The following is a 16,641-nucleotide window of genomic DNA, read 5'->3' as shown; positions in this document are numbered from 1 at the left end:
CCCTTAAGCTATTACACTGTCTATTACCAATAAATCTTTTCTTTATAAGGACATGTTAATGAAATTGTTTCTAAAACTCGCATTAGCCGTATTACTTTTATTAGTTGCAGCCATCGTGATCGTAGTTGCTACCGTTGACCCAAATGACTACAAACAACAAATTCAAGACCAAGCTAAAAACGCCATTGACCGAGACTTAGTGATCACAGGAGACCTAGGTTGGAGCTTATATCCGCTATTAGGGTTTAAAAGTGGACAAGTAACATTACAAAACAGTCCAGAATTCGAAGAAAAAACACTATTAAACATACAAGAAGCTGCTGTATCGATTAACATTTTACCTTTATTTTCTGGTAACTTAGAAATTGGAGAGATTGTACTTGATGGTGTTGAATTCAATTTAATCACTAATAAAGATGGTACGACTAACCTTGACGACCTTACAGCAGATACTAGCGAAGAAACGGCGACTGACACTGTAGATCAAAAATCAACAGAGACGACTGACGAAGAAGCATCGAGTTCACTAGACCTATCGAAATTTGTCTTGTCTGGTATCAATATCACCAATGCGACTTTAAAAGTGATTGACCATCAAACCGATGAAACGCAAGAAGTTGCTATTAATAGTCTTCAACTAGAAGAGTTTGCATTTGGACAAGTTGCGCACTTCAGCTTAAACAGTTCAGTTAAAAATAGCCAAGTAGAAGCAGATATTGATGTTAACGCGGACGTATTTGTTGATGCCGACTTAACCACGGTAGAGCTAACTAATTTAACCATTGAAAGTGATATTTTAAGTGATGCCTTATCTGGCAGTAAGCTTAATATGATTTTCACCAGTGGTTTAAAATACCAGCCTGAAACACAAGAACTAGATATTCAAGCAATCACTATTAACAATACATTTACCGGTGATTTCTTAGCTGGCACCATTTATATCAATAGTAGTGATATCAATGTTGTTGAACATAACCAAGTGAACTTAGGTAAATTAACCTTAACCAGTAGTTTGAATGGTTCTGCATTACAAAATAACCAAGTAAACAGCACATTAGAAACGAACCTTGCGCTAGATATCGCCAAAAAAACGGCAAAAATTGATACGTTTAAAGTAAATAATTCTGTTAAAGGTAATGATGTTGAAGGTGAAATGAACTTCTCCTTACAAGAGCTAACTGTAAGTGATTTCCAAAAAATTCTTATTAAACAATTTACCATTGACAGTGAGATGGTGGTTGCAGCTATTGGTGAAAACAAAATTAACAGTGATATCTCAACAGATATCAGTTACGACCTAGACCAACAAAAACTCAGCCTAACATCACTTAAAACCAAAGTTGATGATATTGAATTAAATGGTGAAGTTAGTTTTGTTCAACAAGCAGTGCCAGTTATCCGTTACAACTTAAACGGTAATGTTTGGAATTTAAACCCTTACCTACCTGAAGCCACAGAAAACGCTAATTCTGAACAAGAAACAACCACTACAAGCGAAGAAGTTGAGCCAGATTTAAGCATTCTTAATGACTTAGATATTAAAGGATCGTTAACTATTGCCGGTATTTTATACCAAGATATTACCATCGGAAAAATTACTAATGGTTTAACAGTTAAAAATGGTAAAGCAACCATCAATCCATTAACCGCTAACCTATATGATGGTTCATTAACTGTTAACGCATCTGTTGATGAAGACGGCGGTAAAAATAGTTACCAAGCAACCACAACACTGAAAAATGTTGCTTTACTCCCTCTTTTAAAAGATGCAGCAGAAGTTGATCTGTTAAGTGGTACAGCGAATTTTAACCTGGCAGCTAGTGGTCAAGGCCTGACTAGCACTAAAATCCAGCAAGGTGTAAATGCAAAAGGTGACTTTAAAGTACTAGACGGGGAACTGTATGGCATTAACTTACCTTATGAAATACGTGTATTCAAAGCTAAACTAACGGGTAAAACAATTGATGAAGATAAATTGGTTAAAAAGACTGACTTTGCTTCTTTAACCGGTGAGTTTACTGTAGATGATGGTATTGCTAATAATCAAAAGTTAACCATGACATCACCCGTTATTCGTTTAGATGGTGCAGGTACAGCTGATACTATCAAGCAAACGATTGACTACAAGTTAGGGGTTACACCTTTATCTAAAACAGATGAAAGTACTAGTTATGCAGATTTAAGCGGGGTTTCTATTCCACTGCGTATACAAGGTTCATTTTCTGATCCAAGCTTTAGCCTCGATACTGAAGGTGCGTTAAAAGAGCAACTTGAAGCAGCTAAAACAGCCGTTAAGGATAAAGCTAAAGAAGCACTCAAAGATACAACCAAAGACATATTATCTGGAGAGAAAGTCTCTACTGATGACTTAAAAGAAGAAGCAAAAGACTTAAAAAACAAGTTAAAAGGCTTATTCTAGAGTGTGATAAAAATAAGTGAGTGAGTTAACCGCTTAATCGTTAGCAAAATCTTAATACTTTTATCATTAACTCAATATGCAGAGTTATAAAATAGCTAAATCAGCCCCCTGATTTAGCTATTTTTTTATCTATATAAAGCATTCATAGACTTAATTAAGCATCGATCTCATCGCCAGACTTTACAGCAACAGACCAACCTAACACGACTCAATTGAATACGTTCCCGAGAGGCTGGAGGCTATTTCCTCCTTGAGTTGAGAGGTTTATAAGGCGACCTATTTTGCGTGAGAAGCATAACTTAGTTTAGAGCATAAGTTGAACCTTTCAAAAATTAACAGGGTTAATCTTCAGTCGAAAAACTGAAGAAAGAAGTTGATGATTGAGATTGCTCTTATACAGAACAAAATATTAACCACAAAAAAAAGGATAACTTGCGTTACCCTTTTACATTAAATTCTTAAGACTCAATTTAAGAATTAATCTCTTTCGTATGAAAGTGATGAATTATGGAATTTATTTTGGCATTAACACTGTGTCAACAGCATGAATAATACCATTGCTCGCTTCAACATCGGCAATCACAACATGTGCATTATTAACCATTACTTTGTCGTCATTAACTTTAATCATGACCGACTGACCTTGAACTGTTTTTGCGCTATCAATTTTCACTACTTCTGATGCAGTCACTTTTCCTGGTACAACATGATAAGTAAGCACTGCAACCAGCTTATCTTTATTCTCTGGCTTCAATAGCATCTCAACAGTGCCTTCAGGCAGTTTCGAAAATGCATCGTCTGTTGGAGCAAATACTGTAAATGGGCCTTCACCTTTTAAGGTATCAACTAATCCGGCAGCTTTGACTGCTGCAACTAAAGTTGTAAAAGAACCATTTTCTGATGCCACTTCAACGATGTCTTTGTGCGTACCATGATGTGCAGCCTGCGCAACAGAGGTGAAGGTAAAGCTAGCAACTAAAATTGATAAGGTAGTGATGAACTTCTTTAACATAGTATTTTCCTTTTGGATTGGACTGTAGAGTGTTATTTCGAAATGTTCAGATTGTTTTACGCTTGCTAAAACAAATAAGATCAGTCTAATTAAACAACAAATATCAAACAGTCGGCTTTTATCAATTTTAATTTAAATACTAAACATTTGACTCCCTATCGCTTAACAATACCCCAGTGAATCTTAATGCTTTTTATCTATATAAATAGAAAAACAAATAAAATCATAAGCTTAAAAATAAATAATTATTGAATTATCTTGAAAATATTGATTCATAAAAAACGACTAGATAGCCCTCGCACTATATTGGCCACACTATAAGCTGACATAAAAGCAGTATACAATGATATGAATAGAGCCTTTATCACCTTCAAAAAGAGGAGTTAGTACATTGAAAATGATTGCAGGTTTAACAGATATTATTGATAAATTTGACACTTTTATTCTAGATCAATGGGGGGTATTACATAATGGTGGATACGCTTTCCCTGAAGCAATAGCTGCATTAAATTTATTAAAAGCACATAACAAAAAAGTCGTCATCTTATCGAATAGCGGCAAAAACAGTGCATTCTCCTATGCTCGACTCACTGAATCAGGCATCAGCCGTGATCTATACCTAGATGTGATGACGTCTGGTGATCATATGCGTGATAACTTCAACTCAGGGAAGTTCAAAACTCTGGGTCAACAAGCCTTACATTTCAAATGGGAAGAAGATGATACTGTACTTGAAGATTGCAGTGTGCAATCAGTAGCAACAGCAGAACAAGCTTCTTTTATACTATGTTGTGGTGTAGATAGAGGCAGTGTTGAAGCTTATGTGGAGGATTTAGCTATTGCCTGCCGTAACAACCTAGAGTTAGTTGTGAGTAACCCTGATCTTGTTGCCATGACACCAGAAGGTAACTTAAAAACCTGTCCAGGTGCGATTGCCATGGCTTACCAAAAGCTGGGCGGAAAAGTACATTGGCATGGTAAGCCACAAAAAGAGATCTACGACATGTGCAAAACCCTAGTTGGTGGATGGGGTAACGCTATTGCTGTCGGTGATAGTTTAGAGCATGACATTGCAGGCGCAAATGGCGCAGGTATTAGTAGTTTATTCATTACTAGTGGTATTCACGCAGATAAAATTTCCGATCTTGCAAGTATTGAAAAATTAGCCAAGCAATACAAAGTCGCTCCTGACTTTTACATCGACTGGTTTAAGCAATAAGAAAAACATCTTCAATTATTGTAATTAATAAACTTCAATAGACGCTAAATTCTGAGCCTAAGCTATTTTACTAGAAAAGTAGCTTAGGTTTGTCTTCTATATTTCGGAATCCACAAAAGATCAGACGTAAAAAATATTATTTATCAGCAATAAGTCTTTGTTATCTATAAAAATTGGTCTTGGATATCTTTCTTTATTGCTAGCTATATAATCACTTTATTAGAAGATTTCTAGCTACTCGGCTACTAATTAAGCAACTAGTGTCTACAAGTAGAGCCCCCCATTAGTTGATTTGGAAAAATCTCACTTTTAAACAACTACCCCAAATGATAATTCACTACGTAGACCAAATTTATAAAAATATAAAATTTTAAACAACATAAATTGTGACAAGGATCACCAAAAGCCACTTTATTTGTGAGTTTATTGTGAATTCTTTGAAAAAATTATATAGATTGGCAAGTGTGATTTAAAAGGACACGGATAGTCTACATTTTCTGCAGGAAGCATTTAACACATCTTCCTGCTTACCTAAATAATAACATTTAAATATGACAATTTTTAAATGACTCTAAGAAAAACAGGAAAATGAATATGACATTCAATAAATACCTACTTGCTATCACGTCTAGCGCAATTATATCTTCTCCTCTTTATGCAGCAACAGTTTATAAAACAGATACTCAAGAATTCAATGTGGGTGGTCGTGTTGAAGTACGTGGTAACGTAACTGATGGCGAATACTCTGATGCATCACGTGTACGTTTAAATGTGAATGGTAAAAATAAATTAAGCGATGACTTAACTGTATTTGGCCGTTACGAGTTTGAAATTACTGAAAACGAAGATGATAATGAAGCTAACTTAAATACTCGTCACCTATACGTGGGTGCCGATACACAAGCAGGTTCATTCATTTACGGTCATCAAGTTAATGCGGTAACTTACCTAACTGATTTTACCGACCAAGCTGAAACATTCAGCGGTTACGTTAATGAAAACACGGTAACGACAGCAGACCGTTCAAAAAATACATTACGCTACGTTTACACTGCTGATGCGTTAACTGTACAAGCTTCTGCAACGCAAAACGCAAATGATAATGCTGATGGTTACGGTTTAATGGCAGCTTACAAGTTTAGCCCTGAGCTTGAATTAGCAGCTGGTGTAGCAACAAGTGATCAAGAATACGGTAACGGTACAGATACTGATGATTCAACTTCATACTTAGTAGCAGCTAAATACACTAAAGGTAATGTTTACCTATCAGCAATGGGTATGGCTGGTGATATCTCTGCAGAAGGCGTAGAGGGCTCTGATTTTGTTGCAGCTGACGCTTTTGCTGCTTACTACTTTGGTGAAAACCAAGAGAACGTAGTAAATGCAAGCTACAGCTACTACTCAGCTGATGATATCGATGCATTAGACACAAACTTTGTTGGTGTTGAATACGCTCGTTACATGGGTAACTTCGCATTATACGGTAGCTATAAATTAGCTTTAAACAACGATACTTCAAGTGGTTCTGGTCGTGAAAACGAACTACAATTTGGTGCTCGTTACGGTTTCTAAGCTTTCTTTAATTTAAAGAATACATATTAAAAGCACTCTTTTGAGTGCTTTTTTTGTGGTAAATTAATACCGATCAACAGATCTATTTTACTTGTTAAAATAATTTGTATAAAACTTAAATTGAGTAAAGCATATCAGCCCTATTATATAGGTCATTTATATACCTCACTCTACGCATCATTTCCTCTCCTTTAAGCATAATGAGCATTACATATGAAACTAATGAATTTTTTAACCCTTGCCTTAATCAGTACCTTAAGCCAACAGGCTTTTGCTGATATTACTTTAACGCTTCCTACACAATTAACACTACAAGTCGTCAATGGTAAACAGGCTAAACAGCAAAGCTCATTAACATTAAAAGATGGAACAAACCAAATCGCTTTTGAATATGAAGGCAATTACCGTCAAGGCGGTGAGGTTAACTACTTCACGACAGATACCTTAATAATCACCTTTCAGGGCAAAAACCAAGATTATACAATCAGCTTACCGGCACTTCGTTCAGCAAGACAAGTTGATCAATTTAACGCAGAACCAAAAATCATCATCACAGATATTAACGGTGAAGCCGTTCCCTTCGAGCAAGGTAAGTTAATGAAGAGCGGTATTCAATTTAACCGAGACTTAGTTGCTGAAACGGTTGCTTATAATCAAACAGACAAACCAGCTTCATTACAACAACCGGCGACAATTATTATTCCAGCCAATGGTCAAACTGAAGGTGATGTAGCAGGTCAAATGCTAGATTACTGGTACAAGAAAGCAGATGAGAAAACTCGTGCGCAATTTAAAGCGCGTATTAATACCAATCACACTAAGTAACTGATCTATTTTACTTGTTAAAATGAATTATCTCTTGTTTGCGCTTTGCTTAACTCAGCAAGCGCAAACATATCCTTCCCCTTTTCCTCATAAATTTATGCCTCACAGATAACAAAGCGCTATATGTTGCATTGCACTTTCATTTAAACTTGTTATGATTCAAAACACTTATAGTCGGGGAGCCGAAGGCTGAGAACGAATGCGATATCTACTGGGATTGCATCGATACCCGTTGAACCTGATACAGTTAGCACTGGCGCAGGGAACTATGTAAACACCTACCATAGTGCACCTTTGCGCGTATTGGGTTTTATCATATAGTTCCGATGGCGTTGTAATCGGAGCAATGATGGCCAATAACAACCTTAAAACTCAAATAACAGACTCAATTAAAATATCTTCAACTCATGCAGAAGTGCCTATTGTGTTGACCATCGCAGGTTCTGATAGTGGCGGTGGCGCAGGTATTCAAGCGGATATTAAGGCTATTTCAGCCACAGGTGGTTATGCTTGCTCAGCCATTACCGCTATCACAGCGCAAAACACCCTAGGTGTTTCTGGTATTTTCCCAATTCCACTAGAGCATGTTGAAAAGCAACTGGATGCAGTTTTCAGTGACTTAAATATCGTGGCCGTAAAAGTAGGTATGCTAGCTGATAGTGATATTATTCGCTTGGTTACCAAAAAGCTGAAACAGTACCAGCCTCAGTTTGTCATAATTGACCCGGTAATGGTCACTACCAATGGCGATTTACTATTAGAAAAATCAGCAATTCAAACATTAAAATCTGAGCTATTCCCTTTAGCCGATATTATTACTCCAAACCTACCTGAAGCCGCAGCCTTAATCGGCGATAGTACATCCTATAACCTTCCTGAAACAACGCAGCAGATGCAATCAATGGTCGACGGGTTACGCCAATTAGGTACTAAAGCCGTGCTATTAAAAGGTGGATATTTACAAAAAGATAAACACAGTACTGATCTGTTAATTTTATCTAATGTAATTCAAGAGTTAACAGCAGATCGAGTTTACACCGATAATAACCATGGTACAGGCTGTACACTTTCCTCAGCTATTGCTTCTTATTTAGCACAAGGTTATCTATTAGCAGAGGCAGTGCAAACTGCAAAAAATTATATTACTCAAGCGTTAGTTCATGCCGACCAACTCACTATCGGTAAAGGGCGAGGCCCAGTACATCACTTTTACCAACAACACAATGACAGTGATTGCTAACATGCTATTAACCACTGCAGATACAAAGCCCTTATATTCACCAGCTATTACCATTGAACAAGGCGCTATACAGTATCAACAAGATACCCAACCTGTATTATCAGGCCTAAATATGCAAATGCCAGCACAAAGCTGGACTTGTATTTTAGGGCGGAGTGGCTGTGGTAAAACCACCCTATTACGCTATCTTGCTAATCTGCTAGCAGATAAAGTGCAGTGGTCTGGCGAGTTATCCACCAGCAACCAAATCGCGCTGAAAGGGCAAGTCGCTTATATGGCTCAACAAGACTTATTAATGCCTTGGTTAAACGTATTAGACAATGTGTTACTTAGTGAAAAATTTTCAAAAAAAACTCTGCGCTCTCCATCAAAAGTTCAGCAATATGAAAAAGCTATCGCATTATTAACTGAAGTAGGATTAACAGACAAAACCCAAGAGTTACCACAAAATTTATCAGGGGGTATGCGCCAACGAGTAGCATTAGCAAGAACCTTAATGCAAGACAAACCCGTGGTGCTAATGGATGAGCCCTTCTCGGCCCTAGATGCGGTTACACGCTATAAACTACAAAACTTAGCGCACCGATTATTAAAAAATAAGACAGTTTTATTAATCACCCACGACCCGTTGGAAGCCATTCGCCTAGCCGACCAATTATACATTCTGCATGGAAAACCAGCTTTTGCTAGTGCGCTATCACTGCCAAAACAACAAACACCCAGAGAGTTGAATGCTGAAAGTGCGGCATTACAACAGCGAGTTATTCAACGCTTAGAGCAAGATTATGAATAAAATCCCTAATATTAAAGTCTTAAATAATCGAATTAACACATCAGAAAAAGTGCTGCACAACGCCCTAAGAGTGATATTTACTTTATTGGTATTATTAGTGATTTGGCAAGCAACAGTATTACTGTTTAAGTTACCAAGTTTTATTTTACCTGAGCCTTTATCTGTCTTTGAACGCTTAATTAATCGTATCGATATTTTACTCAAACACAGCTGGATAACGACACAAGAGATCGTATTAGGTTTGTTATTAGGCTTATCCATGGGGTTATTTTTTGCATTACAAATGCTCTTATTTAAACCGGTCAAACGTTGGTTACTACCTGTTCTTATCGCCAGCCAAGCCATTCCCGTGTTTGCAATTGCTCCTATTTTGATGATCTGGTTGGGTTACGGTATTGCATCAAAAATAGTGATGGCGGCGATCATTATTTTCTTTCCTGTGGTGACCTGTTGTTACGATGGGTTAAAGAACACTCCAACAGGCTACTTAGATTTAGCCAATACCATGCAAGCAACTAAATGGCAGCTACTACGCCACATTCAACTCCCTGCTTCCCTACCAACACTTGCCTCAGGAATACGTGTCGCTGTAGTCATTGCTCCCATTGGAGCGGTCGCAGGGGAATGGGTTGGTTCTAGCCAAGGCTTGGGATATTTGATGTTACAAGCCAATGCACGCATGTTAATTGATGAAATGTTTGCCGCCCTATTTATTTTATCCACTATTTCAGTCGCGCTGTACTTCGTCACAGACAAATGTTTAAACAAATTAATACCCTGGCAACTTTAGCCAGCTACACACAACACGGTCCATTAAATGGATGTATATTGAAAAATAAGGAAATAACTGTAATGAAAAAGCAATTTTTACTGGCATCACTGACATTACTGGCAACACTTTTTACCCAATCAGTAGTTGCACAAGATAAGAAAGTCACCTTGATGTTAGATTGGTTTGTTAACCCGAATCATGGCCCAATCGTTATTGCACAACAACGAGGTTACTTTAAACAACAAGGCTTAGAGGTAGATATTCAGGAGCCTGCAGATCCAAGCCTTCCACCTAAGCTAGTTGCAGCAGGCAATCTAGATTTAGCGATAACCTATCAACCAAACCTAATCATTGATGTAGCAGAAGGTTTACCATTAGTTCGCTCTGCAACATTGATCGCAACACCGTTAAATACGTTAATGGTATTGGATAATGGAAAAATTAATACATTAAGTGATTTAAAAAATAAAAAAGTCGGCATTGCTATCTCAGGCAGTGAAGAAGCAATTATTGGCAAAATGTTAGATACAGTAAACCTAACTTTTAATGATGTTGAAATCATTAATGTTGGTTGGGCATTATCAGCCTCTTTAGCATCAGGAAAAGTGGATGCGATCTGGGGGGGATTACGTAACTTCGAAAGTAATCAACTGGCATTAGAAGGCTTTAACTCTAAGGCTTATTTTCCTGAAGAACACGGTGTTCCTGCTTATGATGAATTAATCTTTGTTGCCAACGCCAATAACTATGATGCCAAGATGATTAAGGCATTTAATAAAGCCTTAGAACAAGCAACTATCTATATCACTAATCACCCTCAAGCGGCATGGAAAGAGTTTGTTAGTTATGCACCTGATACTTTAGATAACGAGCTTAATAAACGAGCTTGGAGAGACACGCTTTCTCGTTTTGCACTTCGCCCTTCTGCGGTAGATTTAACGCGTTACGATGATTACGCTCAGTTTATGTTTGATAATAAACTGATCAAAAAGCGACCACAGGCAAAAGACTATATGCCAACTTTTGAATAATGCTTAAACTTTCAAATAGTCATCTCCATTAATCTGATTAAGTGAGACAACAATGAACCATCAAGATTTAATTACCGCTTGCCAAACTGATTGGCAAGCTTATACAAAGCACTCTTTTGTTTTGCAACTAGGCAATGGCAGTTTAGCTCAGCCATGCTTTTTACATTATTTAAAGCAAGATTTTCTATTTTTAAAGCAATATGCACGTGCATACGCACTAGCCATTTATAAAGCCAATACATTAGCTGATATGCGTAAAGCATTACCCAGTGTTCATGCTTTATTAGACTTTGAGATTAATCACCATATTACTTACTGTAAGAATTGGGGGTTAAGCGAAGCTGATTTAGAGGCCGAAGATGAAGACTTTGGTACCGTAGCTTATACACGCTACGTATTAGATGCAGGCATGACCGGTGACCTAGTGGATTTATATGTAGCCCTTGCGCCTTGTTCAATTGGTTATGCAGAAATTGGTCGTTTTTTAGCAAACGACGACAACACATTATTTGAAGGTAATGAGTTTGCTAGTTGGATAGATCTATACAGTGGAGAGGAGTTCCAACAAAGCATCATTGATAGCACACAACATTTAGATCAATTGTTGGCTGACATTGATATTAACAGCAAACGTGGACAACACCTTGTCAAAGTATTCAAAACAGCAACTAGAATGGAAGTCGCTTTTTGGCAACAAGGGTTAAATACCTTAAGTGAAGGAGTAAAATAATGACCGCTACCCAAGACAAACAACAATTAATCACCCATGCATTACTAAGCTTACGTGAACAGAAACCTTTAGTGGTTAACATCACTAACTATGTGGTGATGAACAACACAGCAAATGCTTTACTGGCGATTGGCGCTTCGCCTATTATGGCTCATTCTCGCCAAGAGTTAGCAGAAATGATGTCATTTAGCGGTGCATTAGTGATTAATATAGGCACTTTAGACAGCCAATGGATTCCACGTATGCTGTATGCGGTAGAACAAGCAAATGCTAATAATAAGCCTGTAGTGTTAGACCCTGTAGGTTGTGGCGCTAGCTCAATACGCACAGAGACCTCTCGCCAAATTGCAGCATTAGCTAAGCAATTAATCATTCGTGGTAATGCCTCTGAGATCATTGCATTAGCAGGAGAACAGGCAACGAGTAAAGGCGTTGATGCGTTAGATAGTAGTGAATCTGCGGTAAATGCAGCACGTTACTTGGTGGAAACCTATCGATGTAATGTAGTTATTTCCGGTGAAGTGGATTACATCATTAATTCTAACAGTGAAATACAATTACATAACGGCCATGCCATGATGCCTTATATTACTGGGATGGGCTGTAGTTTAAGTGCATTAACCGGTGCTTTTGCTGCAATTGGTGAACAAACAGGGCTAGCTGCAGCAGCTATTTTAGGTATTGCTGGAGAGCTTGCAGAGAAAAAATCTGCTGGTCCGGGTAGCTTACAAATGAATCTATTAGATGTGCTATATCAGATTGATTCTGAAATGATTAATCAACATCTAAAATTAACCATCAATCAATAAAAGCACCAAGGAATAAGCATGAACCCGTACCGTTTATATTTAGTCACTGACGACCAACAAGATTTAACAACACTAGTCAGAGTGGTAAAAGATGCCGTTGCGGGTGGGGTGACCATGGTGCAAGTACGTGAAAAAGGCGACAATATTCAGTCTTTTATTGAACGAGCTCAAGCCGTTAAACAGATATTGCAAGGGACTCAAGTAGCACTCATTATTAATGATCGTGTTGATGTTGCTTTAGCAGTTAATGCCGATGGCGTGCACCTAGGTCAGTCGGATATGCCAGTACAATTAGCACGAAAGTTGATTGGCCCAGAAAAAATATTAGGCTTATCCATCGAAAATGATCAACAACTGCTTGAAGCTAATGATTTACCATTGGACTACATTGGATTAAGTGCTATTTTTGCGACACCCACTAAAACTAATATCAAGAAACAATGGGGAATACAGGGGCTAAAGAAAGCACTACAACTCAGCCAATTCCCAATTGTTGCCATTGGGGGTATCAACCAAAGCAATTTAGACACTATTATCGAGACAGGAGTGGATGGTGTTGCCTTAGTTTCCGCCATTTGCCATGCACCATCTCCACAACAAGCCAGTGCTGATTTATTAAAACAGATACACGCAGCAACACCTTTAGATTAGGCCTTCATTTTTTAACACAGATTAACGTTAATCATTAATCTGTCACTGCAAACTCATTAAGAATAACTTACACTATTAAACATAATGTTAAGTTAACCAAAACGATGAGTTGATTATGAATATCACGCTGAAACAATTACATGTTTTTATCACGATTACCCAAGAAAAGACCCTGACTACAGCCGCAGATAAATTATTCTTGAGTAAACCTGCGGTAAGCATGGCATTAGCGGAGCTGGAAAAGCAGCTTGGACATAAATTATTTGAACGTAAAAATAACCGCTTATTAATCAATGAAATGGGCAAAGCATTACTGCCATTAGCCGATGAACAATTAGAGCGTAGTAAGGCGATTATTAGCCTATTTAATAGTCATAATTTCCAAGGAAAATTACGCATTGGCTCCAGCAACACAGTAGGTAACCATCTATTACCCATTTTATTGTCTCAATTCAGGCAAGTAAGCACTCATCAAGATCAATTTATGTGTATTGATAACAGCACAAGTATTGGCAACCAATTGATTGATTATGAGTTAGATATTGCACTGGTTGAAGGTTTACTCATTGATAAGCAATTACATGTAGAACGATGGCTTAAAGATGAAATGGTCATTGTAGCTCACCCTGAACATCCATTAATGAGCCATAAAGTAGTGACCATTAATGATTTACATGATCAACATTGGATATTACGAGAAAAGGGCTCAGGTTCACGACATTTTTTTATTGATCATATAGGCCAACACTTAACAGATCTAGATATTGCTTTTGAATTAACAAGTACAGAAGCGATCATCAACTGTTGTGCCTCAGGTCTAGGTGTCGCCTGTATGTCTAAAACCGCAGCTCGTCATGCCCTCAATGATAAACGCGTAGTCACCTTACCTATTGATATTGATATGTCTCGTGATTTATACCTGGTCTGGCATAAAGAGAAGTATCAAAGCCCAATCCTAAAAGAGTTCATTGACTATTGCCGACAATGGTCTTTGCCTGAGTAAAAAATGATAACAATCATATTAAACTAGATATAAATCGATGTTTTATAAAGAAATAACAATTATAACTACCCATATTTGAATAATAGCCTATGCTCTGTTAATAATTTAAATGATATTATTTTTTTAGGGACAAAAAACCGCTATGGCTAGAACCAAAACCATTACCACTGACGATATCTTATTAGTGTTATGTAACTCCATGAAATCCGTGTTAAGTAGCGCAACAGGGCACTCAGTTAACTATTCAGGTATGGTACAAAAAATCAACAAAACATGCTTGAAACCAGATATTGGCTGTTTTGTATTATTTGATGGAGGATTCTCTGGCTTAGTTATTTTAAACTTCAATGCTGCAGCTGCGCTAGAGTTATATACCAATTACATGATCAACATGGGGCTGCCAAAAGATGAGCTAGCAACCACACATACAGCTGATGAAGTGAGTGATGTAATGGGAGAGTTAATGAATCAAATGGTGGGTGATTTTACTGGTGTTATTGGCCATGAATTGCATACTTCCATTACCCAAAACCAACCGAAAATGCTGACCATCAATAAACAAGTTTTATTATCCATCGATACCAACTTAGATCGCCCACAAGCGCGTCGTGTGACATTTACAACAGCCAACAATAATATCTTCTACCTTGAGCTTGCTATGGATAAAACGGAGTTCATTAAGCTTCCTAACTTTGAAGAGCGTGAAAAGTTTGATATCGATGCGTTATTTGATGAAAAACCAGATAACTCAGTAAAAACAACTGAAACTCATGCTAAGAAGCCAACCGCAGATGAAGATTTATTAGCGGAATTGGGACTTTAATTTTTCACCTAAAAAATGCCCAAAGAGTCAACTCTTTGGGCATTATCATTTTGATATTAGTGAAGGAGAAAAAACAGTTTATTGCGCTTTTTTCATCTCATCTTTATGTTGTAGAAAATTATCAAACTCAACACTTGTTATTTTACCGTCGCCATTTGCATCTAACATTTCAAATGTTGGGCGCTTTTTACCTTTATGCTTCATGATAACTTTTGCATCAATTTCTTGTTGTGTGATTTTACCATCAGCATTGCTATCTAACTTATCAAAACCTTTTAATAAACGCCCTTTGGCTTCATCTTTAGTGATTGCACCGTCGTTATTTGTATCAAATTTCTCAAAGCTTGCTTTGGGATGACCTTTACCTTTATGCATTTTTTTAACTAGCTCGAATTCTGCTGATGTAATTTTACCATCAGAGTCTGTATCGACTTTATCAAATCCTTTTAGTAAACGCCCTTTTGCTTCATCTTTAGTAATAGCACCATCGTTATTTGCATCTATTTTATCAAAGCTAGGTTGCTTATGACCTTTACCCTTGTGCATTTTAGAGGCAGCTTTTAGCTCTTGTTTAGTGATATCGCCGCTGTTATCAGCATCAATTTTATCGAAGTTTTCCGCTAAACGGCCTTTTGCTTCATCTTTACTGATCACACCATCACTGTTGCTATCCATTTTCTCAAAGCTTGGTTTTTTATGACCTTTACCTTTGTGCATATCAAGCGCTGCTTTTAATTCAGTTTTAGTGATATCACCACTGTTATCAGCATCAATTTTATCGAAGTTTTCCGCTAAACGGCCTTTTGCTTCATCTTTACTGATCACACCATCACTGTTGCTATCCATTTTCTCAAAGTTAGCTTTTTTATGACCTTTACCTTTGCCCTTATGCATCTCTTGGATTTTTGCAAATTCAGCTTCAGAAATTGAACCATTATCATCACTGTCTACTTTATCAAAATGTTTTAGTAACATGCCTTTAGCTTCACTTTTAGAGATAGCATTATCATTGTTTACATCCACATCAGAGAAATCTAATTGATGGTTTCCACCTTTACGCATGTTTTCCATGGCGTTATATTCAGTCGTTGATAATGAACCATTTGCATCGCTATCAATTTTATCAAAGTGTTTCGCTAAACCACCTTTTGCTTCATCTTTAGTAATCACACCGTCTTTATTTGTATCTACTTGAGCAAACTCAGGCTTATTAGGTTGCTTTCCTCTGTGCATTGGTTTTGCAGACTCAAATTCAGCTTTTGTAATTTCACCATCATTATTAGTATCAAAATCAGCAAAATTAGGTTGCTTACGATCTTTTTTCATTTGCTTAATATTATCGAACTCTGCTTTTGAAATTGAACCGTTTGCATCTGTATCCACTTTATCAAAATACTTTGCTAATTTGCCTGTAGCTTCTAACTGGCTAATTTCACCATTGTTGTCGCTGTCAAAACTTGCGAAGTCGTTATTTGCAACTTTATTAACCGCAGCCATTGTTAGAGAACTTGAAACGATTAATGCAACACTGCTTAACATAAATAACTTTTTCATATAAACCTCTTTTTACTTTAGTAAGAATGGCTCTGCTCTGAGCCGATGTAGAGACTATAGATAATCAATGTGCAGGAAATATGGATAAATTAAGGAGTTAGCGTTTTTCTGAATATTTTTAAGAGATTTTTGTAGCGGTATAATTAAAGGAGGCCAGTTCTAGTAATAGTAGGTGCCGGCACTAAGCA

15 protein-coding genes and 1 riboswitch are annotated in these 16,641 nt (G+C 37.2%); of the genes, 13 read left to right on the top strand and 2 right to left on the bottom strand.

The window, feature by feature from the left end; all coding sequences use genetic code 11:
* Positions 1–58: 58 nt before the first annotated feature.
* On the top strand, positions 59–2,419 hold the full coding sequence (locus AC0L3W_RS01955) for an AsmA family protein (protein WP_290038692.1): 2,361 nt from the start codon (positions 59–61) through the stop codon (positions 2,417–2,419).
* A gap of 514 nt (positions 2,420–2,933) precedes the next feature.
* On the opposite strand, the gene AC0L3W_RS01950 is transcribed toward AC0L3W_RS01955, so the two are convergent.
* Positions 2,934–3,431 (bottom strand): fasciclin domain-containing protein, encoded by a 498-nt coding sequence (locus tag AC0L3W_RS01950; RefSeq protein WP_409439797.1) that lies wholly within the window; start codon positions 3,429–3,431, stop codon positions 2,934–2,936.
* Between the two features lie 397 nt (positions 3,432–3,828).
* Between AC0L3W_RS01950 and AC0L3W_RS01945 the strand changes: the two genes are divergently transcribed.
* The 12 genes from AC0L3W_RS01945 (at position 3,829) to AC0L3W_RS01890 (ending at position 14,899) form a co-directional block, all read left to right on the top strand.
* Entirely contained in the window at positions 3,829–4,650 is an 822-nt protein-coding gene (locus tag AC0L3W_RS01945; protein WP_409440387.1) for a TIGR01459 family HAD-type hydrolase, read from the top strand.
* A gap of 594 nt (positions 4,651–5,244) precedes the next feature.
* Positions 5,245–6,222 (top strand): porin, encoded by a 978-nt coding sequence (locus AC0L3W_RS01940; protein WP_409439798.1) that lies wholly within the window; start codon positions 5,245–5,247, stop codon positions 6,220–6,222.
* Between the two features lie 213 nt (positions 6,223–6,435).
* Positions 6,436–7,047 carry a YccT family protein gene (locus tag AC0L3W_RS01935; RefSeq protein WP_409439799.1) on the top strand — a complete coding sequence of 204 codons (612 nt, stop codon included), beginning with the start codon at positions 6,436–6,438 and terminating at the stop codon, positions 7,045–7,047.
* A 165-nt stretch (positions 7,048–7,212) separates the two neighbouring features.
* A riboswitch (TPP riboswitch) is annotated at positions 7,213–7,329 on the top strand.
* Positions 7,330–7,393: 64 nt separating this feature from the next.
* Positions 7,394–8,287: a bifunctional hydroxymethylpyrimidine kinase/phosphomethylpyrimidine kinase gene (thiD, locus tag AC0L3W_RS01930; protein WP_409439800.1), complete on the top strand. Its 894-nt coding sequence runs from the start codon at positions 7,394–7,396 to the stop codon at positions 8,285–8,287.
* 1 nt (position 8,288) lies between these two features.
* The gene (locus AC0L3W_RS01925) at positions 8,289–9,080 is read left to right on the top strand and encodes an ABC transporter ATP-binding protein (protein WP_409439801.1); all 792 of its coding nucleotides are present in this window, start codon (positions 8,289–8,291) and stop codon (positions 9,078–9,080) included.
* Positions 9,073–9,870 (top strand): ABC transporter permease, encoded by a 798-nt coding sequence (locus AC0L3W_RS01920; protein ID WP_409439802.1) that lies wholly within the window; start codon positions 9,073–9,075, stop codon positions 9,868–9,870. The genes AC0L3W_RS01925 and AC0L3W_RS01920 overlap by 8 nt, the downstream gene beginning before the upstream one ends.
* Positions 9,871–9,932: 62 nt before the next feature.
* Positions 9,933–10,883, top strand: a complete 951-nt coding sequence (locus AC0L3W_RS01915; protein WP_290038699.1) for an ABC transporter substrate-binding protein — start codon at positions 9,933–9,935, stop codon at positions 10,881–10,883.
* A 52-nt stretch (positions 10,884–10,935) separates the two neighbouring features.
* Complete coding sequence (locus tag AC0L3W_RS01910) at positions 10,936–11,613, top strand: TenA family protein (RefSeq protein WP_290038700.1); 678 nt, start codon at positions 10,936–10,938, stop codon at positions 11,611–11,613.
* On the top strand, positions 11,613–12,422 hold the full coding sequence (gene thiM / locus AC0L3W_RS01905) for a hydroxyethylthiazole kinase (RefSeq protein ID WP_290038701.1): 810 nt from the start codon (positions 11,613–11,615) through the stop codon (positions 12,420–12,422). The genes AC0L3W_RS01910 and thiM overlap by 1 nt, the downstream gene beginning before the upstream one ends.
* An 18-nt stretch (positions 12,423–12,440) precedes the next feature.
* On the top strand, positions 12,441–13,073 hold the full coding sequence (thiE, locus tag AC0L3W_RS01900) for a thiamine phosphate synthase (RefSeq protein ID WP_409439803.1): 633 nt from the start codon (positions 12,441–12,443) through the stop codon (positions 13,071–13,073).
* 115 nt (positions 13,074–13,188) lie between these two features.
* A complete protein-coding gene (locus AC0L3W_RS01895) occupies positions 13,189–14,076 on the top strand; it encodes a LysR family transcriptional regulator (RefSeq protein ID WP_409439804.1) in 888 nt (295 codons plus the stop codon).
* Positions 14,077–14,218: 142 nt separating this feature from the next.
* The gene (locus AC0L3W_RS01890; protein ID WP_409439805.1) at positions 14,219–14,899 is read left to right on the top strand and encodes a DUF3334 family protein; all 681 of its coding nucleotides are present in this window, start codon (positions 14,219–14,221) and stop codon (positions 14,897–14,899) included.
* Between the two features lie 78 nt (positions 14,900–14,977).
* On the opposite strand, the gene AC0L3W_RS01885 is transcribed toward AC0L3W_RS01890, so the two are convergent.
* Complete coding sequence (locus tag AC0L3W_RS01885; RefSeq protein WP_409439806.1) at positions 14,978–16,453, bottom strand: hypothetical protein; 1,476 nt, start codon at positions 16,451–16,453, stop codon at positions 14,978–14,980.
* Between the last annotated feature and the right edge of the window lie 188 nt (positions 16,454–16,641).

The sequence above is a fragment of the Psychromonas sp. KJ10-5 genome, from assembly GCF_055808325.1.
This window is presented reverse-complemented; position numbering and strand designations above follow the sequence as displayed.

Bases quoted from the DNA above. Each gene is read 5' to 3' on its own strand.
- AC0L3W_RS01955 (WP_290038692.1), top strand. From the start codon at position 59: ATGAAATTGTTTCTAAAACTCGCATTAGCCGTATTACTTTTATTAGTT.
- AC0L3W_RS01950 (WP_409439797.1), bottom strand. From the start codon at position 3,431: ATGTTAAAGAAGTTCATCACTACCTTATCAATTTTAGTTGCTAGCTTT.
- AC0L3W_RS01945 (WP_409440387.1), top strand. From the start codon at position 3,829: ATGATTGCAGGTTTAACAGATATTATTGATAAATTTGACACTTTTATT.
- AC0L3W_RS01940 (WP_409439798.1), top strand. From the start codon at position 5,245: ATGACATTCAATAAATACCTACTTGCTATCACGTCTAGCGCAATTATA.
- AC0L3W_RS01935 (WP_409439799.1), top strand. From the start codon at position 6,436: ATGAAACTAATGAATTTTTTAACCCTTGCCTTAATCAGTACCTTAAGC.
- thiD (WP_409439800.1), top strand. From the start codon at position 7,394: ATGATGGCCAATAACAACCTTAAAACTCAAATAACAGACTCAATTAAA.
- AC0L3W_RS01925 (WP_409439801.1), top strand. From the start codon at position 8,289: ATGCTATTAACCACTGCAGATACAAAGCCCTTATATTCACCAGCTATT.
- AC0L3W_RS01920 (WP_409439802.1), top strand. From the start codon at position 9,073: ATGAATAAAATCCCTAATATTAAAGTCTTAAATAATCGAATTAACACA.
- AC0L3W_RS01915 (WP_290038699.1), top strand. From the start codon at position 9,933: ATGAAAAAGCAATTTTTACTGGCATCACTGACATTACTGGCAACACTT.
- AC0L3W_RS01910 (WP_290038700.1), top strand. From the start codon at position 10,936: ATGAACCATCAAGATTTAATTACCGCTTGCCAAACTGATTGGCAAGCT.
- thiM (WP_290038701.1), top strand. From the start codon at position 11,613: ATGACCGCTACCCAAGACAAACAACAATTAATCACCCATGCATTACTA.
- thiE (WP_409439803.1), top strand. From the start codon at position 12,441: ATGAACCCGTACCGTTTATATTTAGTCACTGACGACCAACAAGATTTA.
- AC0L3W_RS01895 (WP_409439804.1), top strand. From the start codon at position 13,189: ATGAATATCACGCTGAAACAATTACATGTTTTTATCACGATTACCCAA.
- AC0L3W_RS01890 (WP_409439805.1), top strand. From the start codon at position 14,219: ATGGCTAGAACCAAAACCATTACCACTGACGATATCTTATTAGTGTTA.
- AC0L3W_RS01885 (WP_409439806.1), bottom strand. From the start codon at position 16,453: ATGAAAAAGTTATTTATGTTAAGCAGTGTTGCATTAATCGTTTCAAGT.